This is a genomic window from Pseudomonas sp. MPB23, assembly GCF_046605395.1.
Classification (GTDB): domain Bacteria; phylum Pseudomonadota; class Gammaproteobacteria; order Pseudomonadales; family Pseudomonadaceae; genus Aquipseudomonas.
Genome location: NZ_CP176771.1, coordinates 2,278,129 through 2,292,646, shown reverse-complemented (window position 1 = coordinate 2,292,646; position 14,518 = coordinate 2,278,129). Strand labels below are relative to the sequence as shown.

Annotated in this window: 15 protein-coding genes; 12 read left to right on the top strand and 3 right to left on the bottom strand. The window is 61.6% G+C overall.

Annotated features, from left to right (window positions below):
• Nucleotides 1–73: 73 nt before the first annotated feature.
• Nucleotides 74–703 (bottom strand): L-threonylcarbamoyladenylate synthase, encoded by a 630-nt coding sequence (locus tag ACLH0J_RS10655; RefSeq protein WP_411392803.1) that lies wholly within the window; start codon nt 701–703, stop codon nt 74–76.
• Nucleotides 704–716: 13 nt separating this feature from the next.
• Nucleotides 717–1,580 carry a PHP domain-containing protein gene (locus ACLH0J_RS10650; protein ID WP_411391942.1) on the bottom strand — a complete coding sequence of 288 codons (864 nt, stop codon included), beginning with the start codon at nt 1,578–1,580 and terminating at the stop codon, nt 717–719.
• Between the two features lie 87 nt (nt 1,581–1,667).
• On the opposite strand from ACLH0J_RS10650, the gene ACLH0J_RS10645 reads away from it, so the two are divergent.
• The 7 genes from ACLH0J_RS10645 (at nt 1,668) to ACLH0J_RS10615 (ending at nt 7,257) form a co-directional block, all read left to right on the top strand.
• Nucleotides 1,668–2,264 carry a septation protein A gene (locus tag ACLH0J_RS10645; protein ID WP_411391941.1) on the top strand — a complete coding sequence of 199 codons (597 nt, stop codon included), beginning with the start codon at nt 1,668–1,670 and terminating at the stop codon, nt 2,262–2,264.
• A 1-nt stretch (nt 2,265) separates the two neighbouring features.
• Complete coding sequence (locus tag ACLH0J_RS10640) at nt 2,266–2,565, top strand: YciI family protein (RefSeq protein ID WP_411391940.1); 300 nt, start codon at nt 2,266–2,268, stop codon at nt 2,563–2,565.
• Nucleotides 2,566–2,671: 106 nt separating this feature from the next.
• Complete coding sequence (locus ACLH0J_RS10635) at nt 2,672–3,079, top strand: translation initiation factor 2 (protein ID WP_411391939.1); 408 nt, start codon at nt 2,672–2,674, stop codon at nt 3,077–3,079.
• 7 nt (nt 3,080–3,086) lie between these two features.
• Complete coding sequence (locus ACLH0J_RS10630; RefSeq protein WP_028617724.1) at nt 3,087–3,764, top strand: response regulator transcription factor; 678 nt, start codon at nt 3,087–3,089, stop codon at nt 3,762–3,764.
• Between the two features lie 225 nt (nt 3,765–3,989).
• Nucleotides 3,990–4,454 carry a Spy/CpxP family protein refolding chaperone gene (locus ACLH0J_RS10625; protein WP_411391938.1) on the top strand — a complete coding sequence of 155 codons (465 nt, stop codon included), beginning with the start codon at nt 3,990–3,992 and terminating at the stop codon, nt 4,452–4,454.
• Between the two features lie 69 nt (nt 4,455–4,523).
• A complete protein-coding gene (locus ACLH0J_RS10620; protein WP_411391937.1) occupies nt 4,524–5,867 on the top strand; it encodes a sensor histidine kinase in 1,344 nt (447 codons plus the stop codon).
• 40 nt (nt 5,868–5,907) lie between these two features.
• Entirely contained in the window at nt 5,908–7,257 is a 1,350-nt protein-coding gene (locus ACLH0J_RS10615) for a CoA transferase (protein WP_411391936.1), read from the top strand.
• Between the two features lie 105 nt (nt 7,258–7,362).
• Here the strand turns inward: ACLH0J_RS10615 and arcD (ACLH0J_RS10610) are convergent, their stop codons facing one another.
• A complete protein-coding gene (gene arcD / locus ACLH0J_RS10610) occupies nt 7,363–8,790 on the bottom strand; it encodes an arginine-ornithine antiporter (RefSeq protein ID WP_411391935.1) in 1,428 nt (475 codons plus the stop codon).
• 447 nt (nt 8,791–9,237) lie between these two features.
• Here arcD (ACLH0J_RS10610) and arcD (ACLH0J_RS10605) point away from each other — a divergent pair, with 447 nt between their 5' ends.
• The 5 genes from arcD (ACLH0J_RS10605) to ACLH0J_RS10585 all read left to right on the top strand — a co-directional run bounded on the left by arcD (ACLH0J_RS10605) (nt 9,238) and on the right by ACLH0J_RS10585 (nt 14,434).
• Nucleotides 9,238–10,665: an arginine-ornithine antiporter gene (gene arcD, locus ACLH0J_RS10605; RefSeq protein ID WP_411391934.1), complete on the top strand. Its 1,428-nt coding sequence runs from the start codon at nt 9,238–9,240 to the stop codon at nt 10,663–10,665.
• Between the two features lie 24 nt (nt 10,666–10,689).
• On the top strand, nt 10,690–11,946 hold the full coding sequence (arcA, locus tag ACLH0J_RS10600) for an arginine deiminase (protein ID WP_411391933.1): 1,257 nt from the start codon (nt 10,690–10,692) through the stop codon (nt 11,944–11,946).
• Nucleotides 11,947–12,015: 69 nt separating this feature from the next.
• Nucleotides 12,016–13,026: an ornithine carbamoyltransferase gene (locus tag ACLH0J_RS10595; protein WP_411391932.1), complete on the top strand. Its 1,011-nt coding sequence runs from the start codon at nt 12,016–12,018 to the stop codon at nt 13,024–13,026.
• Between the two features lie 97 nt (nt 13,027–13,123).
• Entirely contained in the window at nt 13,124–14,053 is a 930-nt protein-coding gene (gene arcC, locus ACLH0J_RS10590; protein WP_010566169.1) for a carbamate kinase, read from the top strand.
• A gap of 18 nt (nt 14,054–14,071) precedes the next feature.
• Nucleotides 14,072–14,434 carry a DUF5064 family protein gene (locus tag ACLH0J_RS10585; protein WP_411391931.1) on the top strand — a complete coding sequence of 121 codons (363 nt, stop codon included), beginning with the start codon at nt 14,072–14,074 and terminating at the stop codon, nt 14,432–14,434.
• Nucleotides 14,435–14,518 lie beyond the last annotated feature (84 nt).

Below are 14,518 nucleotides of genomic sequence, written 5' to 3'. Positions count from 1 at the left end.
GGCCATACACCATGGCAAACGGCAGTTCCTGCTGGGCGCCGGCCTGGCTGTCGACGGTTTCCACGGCCGACACTCAGGCCTCGGCCATAAACGGCGCGGGGTCACCGCAACCGACACGGATCACCTCGGGCTCGCCATCAGCCAGGTTGATCACGGTGGACGCCTTGCCACCGCCGAAACCGCCGTCGATGATCAGGTCGACGTGTTTTTCCAGCAGTTGGCGCATTTCGTAGGGATCTTCCAGCGGTTCGGTGGCGCCGGGCATGATCAGCGACACGCTCATCAGCGGCTCGCCCAACTCGGCCAGCAGTGCCAGCGCGATCGGATGTTCCGGCACGCGCAGGCCGATGGTGCGCTTCTTCGGGTGCAGCAGCAGGCGCGGCACTTCGCGGGTGGCGTTGAGAATAAAGGTGTAGGGCCCAGGCGTGTGGGCCTTGAGCAGGCGGAACGTGCCGGTGTCGACCTTGGCGAACAGCCCCAGTTGGGATAAATCGCTGCAGATCAGCGCGAAGTTGTGCTTGTCGTCGAACTGACGCAGACGTCTGACACGCTCGACCGCGCTCTTGTCACCGATCTGACAACCGATGGCGTAGGACGAATCAGTCGGATAGATCACCACGCCACCGGCACGAATGATCTCCACGGCCTGTTTGATCAGGCGCGGCTGGGGGTTTTCCGGATGAATCTGGAAGAATTGACTCACGTGCTCTACCTGTTCAGACGGTGGCAATAATGGGGTCATGCTTGAATCGCCCCCACAAGAGCGGCAAGTCTTCCGGGACCGGGCGATACTCGCCGATCTCGGACCAGCCGCCTGGGCCATGAAAGTCACTGCCGGCACTGACCAGCAGACCGAATTCGCGGGCAAGGATCGCCAGGCTGCCGACCTGTTCAGCGGGTTGATGCCCGTTGACCACCTCGATCGCGTGGCCGCCCGCTCCAATATAGTCGCCAATCAACTTGCGACGCTTGCTGCGGGTGAAATCGTAATGCCAGGGATGCGCCAGGCTGACCCAGGCCCCGGAGGCCCGCAGGGTCTCGACGGTGTCTTCCAGGGTCGGCCAATGTTGCTTGACGTCGCCCAACTTGCCGGCCCCCAGCCATTTGCGAAAGGCTTCGGCGCGGTCTTTGACAAACCCTTCACGCACCATCCAGTCGGCGAAGTGCGGTCGGGCCGGCGCGTTGCCGCTGTCGCCCAGTTCCTGCTGAATGGCGCGGGCACCGTCGAGGGCGTTGGGCATGCCTTTAAGACTGAGCTTGCGGCCTATTTCTTCGGAGCGCAGCCAGCGGCCATCGCGCAATTGGGCAACAGCCTCCACCAGCGGCGTGGCGTTTTGATCGAACCCGTAACCGAGCACATGAATGGTGGCGCCGCCCCAGGTGCAGGACAATTCCACGCCGTTGACCAGTTGCATACCCAGGGCCTGGGCGGCTTCGCGGGCTTCGTCGAGGCCTTCGAGGGTGTCGTGGTCGGTCAAGGAAAGGACTCGCACGCCTTTTTCAAACGCACGCGCAACCAGAACCGCGGGCGCCAGGGCGCCATCGGAGGCCGTGCTGTGGCAGTGCAAATCAACATTCACGGAAGTGTGTAACCTCAAGTCAGGTGGCGCTTTCGCTACCAAGGATGTTTGTTATTATGCCGCCACATCCAGCTTCTGGCTCTTACTGTGAAACAATTCATCGACTTCATCCCGCTGTTGCTGTTTTTCATCGTTTACAAACTCGACCCCAGGGTCATCGATCTCGCCGGCCATGAACTGACCTTCGGCGGCATCTACAGCGCCACCGCCGTGCTGATCATCAGCTCCGTGGTGGTCTACGGGGCCATCTTCATCTCCCAGCGCAAACTGGAAAAAAGCCAATGGCTGACCCTGGTCGCCTGCCTGGTGTTCGGCAGCCTGACGCTGGCGTTTCACAGCGAAACCTTCCTTAAATGGAAAGCACCAGTGGTGAACTGGCTGTTCGCCCTGGCGTTCATCGGCAGTCACTTCATCGGTGACCGCCTGCTGATCAAGCGGATCATGGGCCACGCACTGACCCTGCCGGAACCGGTCTGGACACGTTTGAACGTGGCCTGGATCGTGTTTTTCCTGTTCTGCGGCGCGGCCAACCTGTTCGTGGCCTTTACCTTCCAGAACTACTGGGTCGACTTCAAGGTCTTCGGCAGCCTGGGCATGACCGTACTGTTCCTGGTCGGCCAGGGCATCTACCTGTCGCGTCACCTGCATGACACCGACCCTACCACGCCGAAAACCGAGGACTGACATGCTCTACGCCATCATTGCCACCGATGTTGCCAACTCCCTGGAAAAACGCCTGTCCGCGCGCCCGGCCCACGTCGAGCGCCTGAAAATGCTGCAAGCCGAAGGCCGCATGGTCCTGGCCGGCCCGCACCCGGCGATCGACAGCAACGACCCGGGCGACGCCGGATTCACCGGCAGCCTGATCGTCGCCGAGTTCGCTTCCCTGGCCGATGCGCAGGCCTGGGCCAAGGCCGACCCGTATGTAGCAGCCGGTGTCTACGCGGATGTGGTGATCAAACCGTTCAAGCAAGTCCTGCCTTGATCGGGGTCGCGCCGAACCTATTACGTTCGGCGCACTCCTAATGGCTCATTATTCCCGGTAACCTGCCGACAACGTTCTGAATATTCGTGTGGAATCAGGAGTTCCGATGCGCTTACGTCAGTTGTGTCTGTTGGCAGTGTTAATGATCGGGGCTACGGCCCACGCTGAAGAAACCTCAAGCACCGGCAGTTCCACGCCCCTGTCCTTGAGCGCCGGCGCCCAGATCACCGAGTTGCAGCAACGCTTGAAAGAAAGCGAACGGCAGCGTGAAGAACTGAGCAAGCAACTGCAGAGTGCGGATGCTACCCGCGAAAGCGCCCAATTGAGTCGCCTTCGCCAAGAGAACCAACGCCTGGCCCAGCAACTCAAAGAGACACAGGGCGGCGCCTTGACCCGATGGCTGACCGAGCAACAGCAGTGGTTTGTCACCGGCGGGGCCGTCGCACTGATCGCCTTGCTGTGCGGGATCTTCGCCAGCGGTGGGCACCGTCGCCGTCGACAATGGCTAAATTGAGTGAGTCATGAGCGAGCTGTTACTGATAGATGATGACCAGGAGCTCTGTGAGCTGCTGACCAGTTGGTTGAGCCAGGAAGGCTTCCAGGTGCGCGCCTGCCACGATGGCTTGAGCGCCCGCAAAGCCTTGGCCGACAGCGCCCCTGCGGCGGTGGTGCTCGACGTGATGCTGCCCGATGGCAGCGGCCTTGAGTTGCTCAAGCAATTGCGCAACGACCACCCGGAACTGCCGGTGCTGATGCTCTCGGCCCGCGGCGAACCGTTGGACCGCATCCTCGGCCTTGAACTGGGCGCCGACGATTACCTCGCCAAACCCTGCGACCCACGTGAGCTGACTGCCCGCCTGCGCGCTGTATTGCGCCGCAGCCACCCCGCCGCCGTGTCCACCCAGCTTGAACTGGGCGACCTGTGCTTCAGCCCGGTGCGTGGCGTGGTCAGCATCGACGAACAGGAATTCACCCTCACCGTCTCCGAAAGCCGCCTGCTCGAAGCCCTGTTGCGCCAGCCCGGTGAGCCGCTGGATAAACAGGAACTGGCGCAGATCGCCCTGGGCCGCAAGCTGACCCTTTACGATCGCAGCCTGGACATGCACGTCAGCAACCTGCGCAAGAAGATCGGCCCGCACCCCGATGGCCGGCCACGGATCGTGGCGTTGCGCAGCCGCGGCTACTACTACAGCCTTTGACCCTCCCGTGTAGGCGTGAGCTTGGAGCGCCAACGATAACGCGGGGGGCTTGAGTCTCCGTGTTGTTTTTGTGTTTTTCGCGAGCGAGCTTGCGCCTACACAGTTTTGTCAGCCTTCATCGGAATCGTCTTTACCCAAGCTTTACCCACACCTGACCGCCGCTGACCTTGATCTCCGTAATCTACTCACATCCGGACTCACCGGAATAGAGACAGGAGAATCACCATGCGCAAGACCCTAATCGCTCTGATGTTCGCCGCTGCCCTGCCTACCGTTGCCATGGCCGCCATGCCCGAAGGTCCAGGCCCGATGGGCGACCCTGAAGGCCATATGATGGGTGGCCCGGGCCACGGCGGTGAACACGGTCCGCGCGGCAAAGGCGGCCCGTTCAGCCAGCTCGACCTGAGCAAAGAGCAGCGCCAGCAGATCGGCAAGCTGATGGGCGACCAATGGCAAGCTCGCAAGGAGCTGGTCAAAAAGTACCTGGACAAACTCCCGGCCGCCGAGCAGAAAGCCATGCAGGATGAAATCGCCGCCGGCAAGCAGAAAACCCAGGCCGATATCCGTGCCGTGCTCAAGCCTGACCAGCAGAAGAAATTCGACGAAATCGTCAAGAAGCAAGAACAACGCCGCGCCGAGTGGAAGGAATTCCAGGCCTGGAAAGCGCAACAGCCGCAAAAAGCGCAATAATGCTTGCGCGTTAACACTCCCAGCCCAGTGGCTTGCTGCCACTGGGCTTTTCCTGTTTGAGGGTTTCCTGTGCGTTCATTGTTCTGGCGCATCCTGGCCAGTTTCTGGCTGGCCATCGCTCTGGTTGCCGGGTTGTCGATCCTGCTTGGGCACATGCTCAACCAGGATGCCTGGATTCTCAGCCGCCACCCCGGCCTCAATAACCTCGCCGAAGAGTGGACGCAGCTCTACGAATCCCAGGGCGAGGATGCCGCTCAGGAGTTGCTCCAGCAGCGCAAGCGCCAGTACCACATTGATGTGCAGGTGCTGAATGAAAGCGGCGAGCCGGTGGTGCGCGGTACATTCCCACGCCGCGCCGCCGCCTTCGAAGCCCGGCAAAACGACAACAAGGAAGGTCATCTGCCCTGGCGGCGCCTGACTGCCGAATACACCAGCGAGAAGACCGGCGACACTTACCTGTTGATCTATCGCATTCCGCACCCGGAACTCGACCAATGGCACCGCAACAGCCTGGCGTGGCCCTTGAGCGCATTGGCCATCGCCCTGGTGGTGCTGACCTTGTTCAGCCTGTTCGTCACGCTGTCCATCACGCGCCCGTTGAGCCGTCTGCGTGGCGCCGTGCATGACCTCGGCCAGGCCACTTACCAGCAAAACAGCCTGGCGCGCCTGGCCAACCGTCGCGATGAGTTCGGCGTGCTCGCCACCGACTTCAACCGCATGGGCGCGCGTCTGCAAAGCCTGATCGGCAGCCAGCGTCAGTTGCTGCGGGATGTGTCCCACGAACTGCGCTCGCCCCTGGCCCGCCTGCGCATCGCCCTGGCCCTGGCCGAACGCGCCAGCCCCGAGGAGCGTGAAAGGCTCTGGCCACGCCTGACCCGAGAATGCGACCGCCTGGAAGCGCTGATCAGCGAAATCCTGGTGCTGGCCCGGGTCGATGCCGACAACGCCAGCGCTGAAGACATCGAGCTCACGCCACTGCTCAAGACCCTGCAAAAGGACGCCCAGCTCGGCGCCCCGGAGCAGGTGGTGCAACTGACCGCCGACCCCGACCTGCACCTCAAGGGCTGGCCGACCATGATCGAACGCGCGGTGGATAACCTGCTGCGCAATGCCCAGCGTTTCAACCCGCCGGGCCAGCCCATCGAGCTGCAGGCCCGTCGCCAGGGTGAACGCATGCTGATCAGCGTGCGCGACCACGGCCCCGGTGTCGAAGCCGAGCACCTCAGCCAGTTGGGCGAGCCCTTCTACCGTGCCCCCGGCCAGACTGCACAAGGCCATGGCCTGGGCCTGGCCATCGCACGCCGTGCAGCCGAGCGCCATGGCGGCAGCCTGATCCTGGCCAACCATGCCGATGGCGGCTTTATCGCCACGATCGACCTGCCCCTGGAACCTGGGGTTGTCATGCCGGTGTAAGGATCTCTTATAGTGGCCCTTCTCTTAAGGAGGGCCGTTGATGACTGACCTGCTGACATCCATCCAAGCCGCACTCGATCTACCGCCTACACCGCTGACCGCGACCGAGGCCGGCGCCCTGCCCTCGACCTTCGCCGTGACCGAACTGGCCAGCGCCAGCATCGGCGCCGCCGGCCAAGCTGTCGCACAACTGATCCTGCAACAGACCGGGCGCTTGCCCAGTGTGAGCGTGGACCGGCGCCTCGCGTCCTTTTGGTTCTCGTCTTCGATTCGTCCGCTGGGCTGGCAAATACCGCCGCTGTGGGACCCGGTGGCAGGCGACTATGCCTGCGCCGACGGCTGGATTCGCGTGCACACCAACGCCCCCCATCACCGTGCCGCTGCCGAACGGGTAGTGGGCCAGGTCGCCGACCGCGCCGCGATGGAGAGCAAGGTCGCCCCGTGGAACGCCGCCGAGCTGGAACAGGCGATTGTCGATGCCGGCGGTTGTGCCGCGCAGATGCGTTCGTGGCCGGCCTGGCAGCGACATCCCCAAGGCCTGGCCGTAAACGCCGAGGACCTGATGCAGCGCCAGACCTATGCGACCACCGCCGACAGACCCTGGCTCGGTTCGGTGGCGCGCCCACTGGCGGGCATCAAGGTGCTGGACCTGACCCGTGTGCTGGCCGGCCCAGTGGCCAGTCGCTTTCTCGCCGGGCTGGGCGCGCAGGTATTGCGCATCGACTCGCCGACCTGGAACGAGCCGGGCGTGGTGCCGGAAATGACCTTGGGCAAGCGTTGCGCACGCCTGGATCTGAAAGCGGCAGAAGGCCGGCGAGTGTTCGAAACGCTGCTCAAGGACGCCGACGTCCTGTTCCACGGCTACCGCGCCGATGCCCTTGAACACCTGGGCTACACCGCCGGTGAACTGCAGGCCTTGGCCCCTGGCCTGATCGACGTCAGCCTCAACGCCTATGGCTGGAGCGGCCCGTGGCGCAATCGTCGCGGGTTTGACAGCCTGGTGCAGATGAGCAGCGGGATCGCTGAGGCGGGCATGGCCTGGAAACAGGCGGATAAACCGCTGCCGCTGCCGTTGCAGGCGCTGGATCATGCGACCGGGTATTTGATGGCGGCCAGTGCGATCCGCGCGTTAGGCGAGCGATTGACGTCCGGCCGAGGCGGATCGGCGCGGTTGTCCTTGGCGCGGACGGCCACATTGCTGCTAGAGGCCGGGCCAGTGCCCGAGCAGCCCGCATTGCGCGCTGAAGAACCGGGGGATCAAGGCCGGGTGCAAGAGTACACCCCTTGGGGTCCGGCCCATCGACTACTGCCGCCGCTGAACATCAGCGGCACGCCCTTGCAGTGGGATTTGCCGGCGGTGGAATTGGGCTCACACCGCCCCCAATGGTGACCACACCCCGCGTAGGAGCGAGCTTGCTCGCGAAAAACGCAAGGTCACCGCGTTCATCCAGAATGCACGCGTTATCGTTAACGAGCTTCGCGAGCAAGCGCGCGCCTACAAAGACAACACGCCGCTGTACAGCCCGTACGCCGCCAGGCTGGCCCCTGCAATCACGCAGCCGAAAATGCCTTTTTCCACATGGGTGAACACCGGCTGGCCCTGTTCGCGCTTGGCCAGGGCGAACAGGATCACGCCCGGCGCATACAGCAGCGCCGAAAGCAGCAAGTATTTCAAGCCGCCGGCGTAGAGCAGCCACACCGCATAACTCAGCGCGACCAAGCCCACCAGCAAGTCCTTGATGCGATGGCGATGGGCGCCCTCATAGGTCTCGCCACGCCCGCTCAACAACACCGCATAGGCCGCCGACCACAGGTAAGGCACCAGGATCATCGACGAAGCCAGGTAAATCAGCGTGGTGTAGGTGCTCTGGGAAAACAACGTAATGACCAGGAACACCTGAATCATCAGGTTGGTCAGCCACAGCGCGTTGATCGGCACCTGGTTGGCGTTTTCCTTTTTCAGAAAGGCCGGCATGGTCTTGTCGTGGGCGGTGGCGTAGAGGATTTCTGCACAGAGCAGCGCCCAGGACAACAGCGCGCCGAGCAGGGAAACCGCGAGGCCGATGCTGATCAGCAACGCCCCCCAGCGACCGACGATATGTTCCAGCACGCCCGCCAGCGAAGGATTTTGCAGCTTGGCCAATTCCGGCTGGCTCATGATCCCCAGGGACAACAGGTTGACCAGCACCAGCAACGCCAGGACCCCAAGAAAACCGATCACCGTGGCGCGCCCCACGTCCGAGCGCTTCTCGGCCCGCGCCGAATAGACACTGGCGCCCTCGATGCCGATAAACACAAACACCGTCACCAGCATCATGTTGCGCACCTGGTCGACCACGCTGCCGAACTGCGGGTTGCCCAGGCCCCAGATGTCGCGGGTGAAAATATCGGCCTTGAACGCCACGGCGGCGATGACCACGAACATCAGCAACGGCACGAGCTTGGCCACGGTGGTGATCTGGTTGATGAACGCCGCTTCCTTGATCCCGCGCATCACCAGGAAATGCACGGCCCACAGCAGCAGCGACGCACAGCCAATGGCCACGGGGGTATTGCCCTGGCCGAACACCGGAAAAAAGTAACCGAGGGTGCTGAACAGCAACACGAAGTAACCGACGTTGCCCATCCACGCACTGATCCAGTAGCCCCAGGCCGCCGAGAACCCCATGTAGTCGCCGAAACCGGCCTTGGCATAGGCATACACCCCAGCGTCCAGCTCCGGCTTGCGATTGGCCAGGGTCTGGAACACGAAGGCCAGGGTCAGCATGCCGACGGCGGTGATTGCCCAGCCGATCAATACCGCCCCCACCTCGGCCCGCGCGGCCATGTTCTGCGGCAAGGAGAAAATCCCCCCGCCGATCATCGACCCCACCACCAGGGCAATCAGGGCGCTGAGTCGAAGTTTCTGGACCGGTTGAGACATGCAGACTCCTGAACTTCTAACACGTTGAGATGACAATCGTTCACTCAACTCATTAACTCAGCGAGTGTTGTGCTTATTAAGCTCCGCGATAAAACCGCCACGCTCATAACGCATTGGCATGACAGTTTGTAAAGTTTAGGTTTATTTATATTTTTAATACGCCCCCTACTTTGTCGCTTTCGGACTACTTATCGTCGCATTTTGGCAAAGTTTGCACATTCAGGAAAACAGACTAGCTTCAAACCTCCGTATCGCCGACTAAATAATTAACCGCACCGAAGAAAACGCTCTGGAAAGCGCCTTTGCGAAGAAAAGTATTAACCACGGCCTAGTAGCCTAAGTCATTCATTCACAATGGAATGTAGCAATGATGTGATCTAAGTCAGCTATTTGTTTAAGCCACGGAATTACGCTGTGGTCTCTCTTTTCCTGCATTGGAGTTGTGCAATGTCTGAATCTGCCGGAAAACTTCGACTCGGTGCACTGGTTGCACTGGTTGTCGGCTCAATGATTGGTGGCGGGATCTTCTCACTGCCGCAAAACATGGCCGCCAGTGCCGATGTCGGTGCCGTTCTGATCGGTTGGGTAATTACGGCTGTCGGCATGTTGACTCTGGCCTTCGTGTTCCAGACCCTGGCCAATCGCAAACCCGATCTCGACGGCGGCGTCTATGCCTACGCCAAGGCCGGTTTCGGCGATTACATGGGCTTCTCGTCGGCCTGGGGCTACTGGATCAGTGCGTGGCTGGGCAACGTCGGTTACTTCGTGCTGCTGTTCAGCACCCTCGGCTACTTCTTCCCGATCTTTGGCGAAGGCAACACCCCGGCTGCCGTGATCGGTGCTTCGGTGCTGCTCTGGGCCGTGCATTTCCTGGTACTGCGCGGGATCAAGGAAGCCGCGTTCATCAACTTGGTGACCACCGTCGCCAAGGTGGTGCCGCTGGTGCTGTTTGTGTTGATTGCCGTGTTCGCGTTCAAGCTGGACATCTTCACCGCTGACATCTGGGGCCTGAAAAACCCCGACCTGGGCAGCGTGATGAACCAGGTGCGCAACATGATGCTGGTCACCGTGTGGGTGTTCATCGGCATCGAAGGCGCGAGCATCTTCTCGGCCCGCGCCGAAAAACGCAGCGACGTCGGCAAGGCCACCGTGATCGGTTTTATCACCGTGCTGCTGTTCCTGATGCTGGTCAACGTGCTGTCCCTGGGCATCATGACCCAACCGGAACTGGCCAAGCTGCAGAACCCATCGATGGCTGCCGTGCTCGAGCACGTGGTGGGCCACTGGGGCGCGGTGCTGATCAGCGTCGGCCTGGTCATTTCCTTGCTCGGCGCGCTGCTGTCGTGGGTGCTGCTGTGTGCGGAGATCATGTTCGCCGCCGCCAAGGACCACACCATGCCGGAGTTCCTGCGCCGCGAGAACGCCAACCACGTACCGGCCAACGCCCTGTGGCTGACCAACGCGCTGGTGCAGGTTTTCCTGGTCATCACCCTGTTTTCCGCCAGCACCTACCTGTCGCTGATCTACCTCGCCACCTCGATGATCCTGGTGCCTTACCTCTGGTCGGCGGCCTATGCGCTGTTGCTGGCGGTGCGTGGCGAGACCTATGAAAACGACCCGGTCGAGCGCAGGAAAGACCTGATCATCGGCGCCATCGCGTTGATCTATGCGGTCTGGCTGCTCTACGCCGGCGGCACCAAATACCTGCTGCTGTCCGCCCTGCTCTATGCCCCCGGCGCGATCCTGTTCGCCAAGGCCAAGCATGAACTGGGCAAACCGATTTTCACCAACGTCGAGAAGCTGATTTTCGCCGCGGTGGTCATTGGCGCCCTCGTGGCTGCCTATGGCCTCTACGCCGGCTTCCTGACTATGTAACTGTTGTTCACTGGAGGATCTGTAATGACCACGGAAAAAGTGAAGTACGGCGTCCATTCCGAAGCCGGCAAACTGCGCAAAGTCTTGGTGTGTTCCCCAGGTTTGGCCCACCAGCGGCTGACCCCTAACAATTGCGACGAACTGCTGTTCGACGACGTGCTGTGGGTGGCCCAGGCCAAGCGCGACCATTTCGACTTCGTCACCAAGATGCGCGAGCGGGACATTGATGTGCTGGAAATGCACAACCTGCTGACCGATATCGTCGCCATCCCCGAAGCCCTGGACTGGATACTGGAACGCAAGATCACCGCCAACCAGGTCGGCCTCGGCCTGGTCAACGAAGTCGGCTCGTGGCTGCGCAGCCTGGAGCCGCGCAAAATCGCCGAGTACCTGATCGGCGGCGTGTCGGCCGATGACCTGCCCAACAGCTTCGGTGGCAAGACCATCGAGATGTTCCGCGACTTCCTCGGCCACTCCAGCTTTATCCTGCCGCCGCTGCCCAACACCCAGTTCACCCGCGACACCACCTGCTGGATCTTTGGCGGCGTGACGCTCAACCCGATGTACTGGCCGGCGCGACGCCAGGAAACCCTGCTGGCCAGCGCCATCTACAAGTTCCACCCCGAGTTCACCAATGCCGACTTCCAGGTCTGGTACGGCGACCCGGATCAGGACCATGGCAGCGCCACCCTCGAAGGCGGTGACGTCATGCCGCTGGGCAACGGCGTGGTATTGATCGGCATGGGCGAGCGTTCGTCGCGCCAGGCCATCGGCCAACTGGCGCTGAACCTGTTCAAGCACAAAGCCGTCGAGCGCGTGATCGTCGCCGGCCTGCCCAAATCCCGCGCCGCGATGCACCTGGACACGGTGTTCAGCTTCTGCGACCGCGACCTGGTGACCATCTTCCCCGAAGTGGTCAGCCAGATCGTCGCCTTCAGCCTGCGCCCCGACGAAAGCAAACCCGGTGGCATCGATGTGCGCCGTGAAGAAACGAGCTTCCTCGACGTGGTCGCCAATGCCCTCAAGCTCAAGACCCTGCGCGTGGTCGAAACCGGCGGCAACAGCTTCGCCGCCGAGCGCGAGCAGTGGGACGACGGCAACAACGTCGTGGCCCTGGAGCCTGGCGTGGTGATCGGCTACGACCGCAACACCTACACCAACACCCTGCTGCGCAAGTCCGGCGTGGAAGTCATCACCATCAGTGCCGGTGAACTCGGCCGTGGCCGTGGCGGCGGCCACTGCATGACCTGCCCGATCATCCGCGACCCGATCGATTACTAATGTCCAGGCCTGGGCCGCAGCTTATCCGGCTGCGCCCCAGGGGATAACCGAAACCTAAGGAGATCCACCATGGCTTTCAACATGCGCAACCGCAGCCTGCTGTCGCTGATGCACCACACCAACCGCGAACTGCACTACCTGCTGGACCTGTCCCGCGACCTCAAACGCGCCAAATACACCGGCACTGAGCGCGCGCACCTCAAGGGCAAGAACATCGCGCTGATCTTCGAAAAAACCTCGACCCGCACCCGCTGCGCCTTCGAGGTGGCGGCCCATGACCAGGGCGCCCACGTCACCTACATCGACCCCGTGTCGTCGCAGATCGGCCACAAGGAAAGCATGAAAGACACCGCCCGCGTCCTCGGGCGGATGTTCGATGCCATCGAGTATCGCGGCTTCGAGCAGGAAATCGTTGAAGAGTTGGCCAAGTTCGCCGGCGTACCGGTGTTCAACGGCCTGACCGCCGAATTCCACCCGACCCAAATGATCGCCGACACCCTGACCATGCGCGAGCACAGCGACAAGCCGCTGCACGATATCAGCTACGCCTACCTGGGCGACGCACGCTACAACATGGGCAACTCGCTGCTGATGATCGGCGCCAAGCTGGGCATGGACGTGCGCATCGGCGCGCCGAAAGCGCTGTGGCCACACGAAGACTTCATCAAACAGTGCCAGGCCTTTGCCGAAGAAAGCGGCGCACGCATCACCATCACCGAAGACCCGGTCGAGGCGGTGAAAGGCGTGGACTTCATCCACACCGATATCTGGGTGTCCATGGGCGAGCCGGTGGAAGCGTGGGACGAGCGCATCGAGCAACTGCTGCCGTACCAGGTCAACGCCAAAATGATGAAAGCCTCGGGCAACCCCCGCGTGAAATTCATGCACTGCCTGCCGGCGTTCCACAACAGCGAAACCAAGGTCGGCAAGGACATCGCCACGCGCTATCCGAACCTGGCCAATGGCGTGGAAGTGACCGAGGAAGTGTTCGAGTCGCCAGCCAACATTGCCTTTGAACAGGCAGAAAACCGCATGCACACCATCAAGGCGATCCTGGTGTCGGCGTTGGCGGATATCTAACGTCTCACTGCCGGAACACAGTCAATGTGGGAGGGGGCTCGCCTCCTCCCATATCTGTTCCTGTGTTCACCACGATGAATTTCAGAAGGAATGCATTATGCGTATCGTCGTTGCACTGGGCGGTAACGCCCTGCTCCGCCGGGGTGAACCCATGACTGCGGACAATCAACGCGCCAATATCCGCATCGCCACCGAACAGATCGCCAAGATCCACACCGGCAATGAGCTGGTAATCGCCCACGGCAACGGCCCGCAGGTCGGCCTGCTGTCGTTGCAGGCGGCGGCCTACACCAGCGTTTCGCCTTACCCGCTGGACGTGCTGGGCGCCGAGACCGAAGGCATGATCGGCTACATCATCGAACAGGAACTGGGCAATCTGCTGGACTTCGAAGTGCCGTTCGCCACTCTGCTTACCCAGGTGGAAGTGGACGCCAAGGACCCCGCCTTCCAGCATCCGTCCAAGCCCATCGGCCCGGTGTACGCCAAGGCCGAAGCCGAGAAACTGGCCGCGGAAAAAGGCTGGGCCATCGCGCCGGATGGCGACAAATACCGCCGTGTGGTCGCCAGCCCACGCCCCAAACGCATCTTTGAAATTCGCCCGATCAAATGGCTGCTGGAAAAAAACGTCATTGTGATCTGCGCCGGCGGCGGTGGCATTCCCACGATGTACGGCGAAGACGGCAAGCTCAAAGGCATCGAAGCGGTGATCGACAAGGACCTGTGTTCTTCGTTGCTGGCTTCGCAACTGGAGGCCGATTTGCTGGTGATTGCCACCGACGTCAATGCCGCTTTTATCGACTTCGGCAAGCCGACCCAGAAAGCCATCGGCCAGGCCCATCCCGACGAAATGGAAAAACTCGGCTTCGCCGCCGGCTCCATGGGACCCAAGGTGCAAGCGGCCTGCGAGTTCGCGCGCCAGACTGGCAAAACCGCAGTGATCGGTTCACTCTCTGACATCGAAGCCATCGTCCAGGGCAGTGCCGGTACGCGCATCAGCACTGCCACGCCCGGAATCCGTTACCTGTGAAGTTGAGGAGAAACGCCTATGGCCACCTTTGAGTCCGGTCACTTGCACATCGAACGCCACGCACTCAACAACGATGATTACAGCTACAACCTGTGCATCGACTACGAAGTCAGCCAGGACCCCAAAGAAGGCAAGGGAATGTTGTTCAAGCTGCATGGCACCGTGCAGGGCAACGACATCAAGGAGGAGTTCTTCCTGCCCAAGGACCAGGCCTTCGACTTCGCGCGACATGCGATGAACATCGCGCAGAAGTATGGGATGCCGAAGATTGCCACGCTCAATGGCTCGATGCACAAGCAGTACGACCTGATGTTCGAAGATGTCAGGCACCAGTTGGACGTGAAGCCGGGCGACCCCATCAAACCCGAGCACCTGGGATGACATGAATCCCTTGTGGGAGGGAGCAAGTGCCCTTCCACATTGTTGATCTGCACCGCCTGTCAGGCATACTTGCCGCCTCTCGCT

Bases quoted from the DNA above. Each gene is read 5' to 3' on its own strand.
- ACLH0J_RS10640 (WP_411391940.1), top strand. From the start codon at position 2,266: ATGCTCTACGCCATCATTGCCACCGATGTTGCCAACTCCCTGGAAAAA.
- ACLH0J_RS10635 (WP_411391939.1), top strand. From the start codon at position 2,672: ATGCGCTTACGTCAGTTGTGTCTGTTGGCAGTGTTAATGATCGGGGCT.
- ACLH0J_RS10630 (WP_028617724.1), top strand. From the start codon at position 3,087: ATGAGCGAGCTGTTACTGATAGATGATGACCAGGAGCTCTGTGAGCTG.
- ACLH0J_RS10625 (WP_411391938.1), top strand. From the start codon at position 3,990: ATGCGCAAGACCCTAATCGCTCTGATGTTCGCCGCTGCCCTGCCTACC.
- ACLH0J_RS10615 (WP_411391936.1), top strand. From the start codon at position 5,908: ATGACTGACCTGCTGACATCCATCCAAGCCGCACTCGATCTACCGCCT.
- arcD (WP_411391935.1), bottom strand. From the start codon at position 8,790: ATGTCTCAACCGGTCCAGAAACTTCGACTCAGCGCCCTGATTGCCCTG.
- arcD (WP_411391934.1), top strand. From the start codon at position 9,238: ATGTCTGAATCTGCCGGAAAACTTCGACTCGGTGCACTGGTTGCACTG.
- arcA (WP_411391933.1), top strand. From the start codon at position 10,690: ATGACCACGGAAAAAGTGAAGTACGGCGTCCATTCCGAAGCCGGCAAA.
- ACLH0J_RS10595 (WP_411391932.1), top strand. From the start codon at position 12,016: ATGGCTTTCAACATGCGCAACCGCAGCCTGCTGTCGCTGATGCACCAC.
- arcC (WP_010566169.1), top strand. From the start codon at position 13,124: ATGCGTATCGTCGTTGCACTGGGCGGTAACGCCCTGCTCCGCCGGGGT.
- ACLH0J_RS10585 (WP_411391931.1), top strand. From the start codon at position 14,072: ATGGCCACCTTTGAGTCCGGTCACTTGCACATCGAACGCCACGCACTC.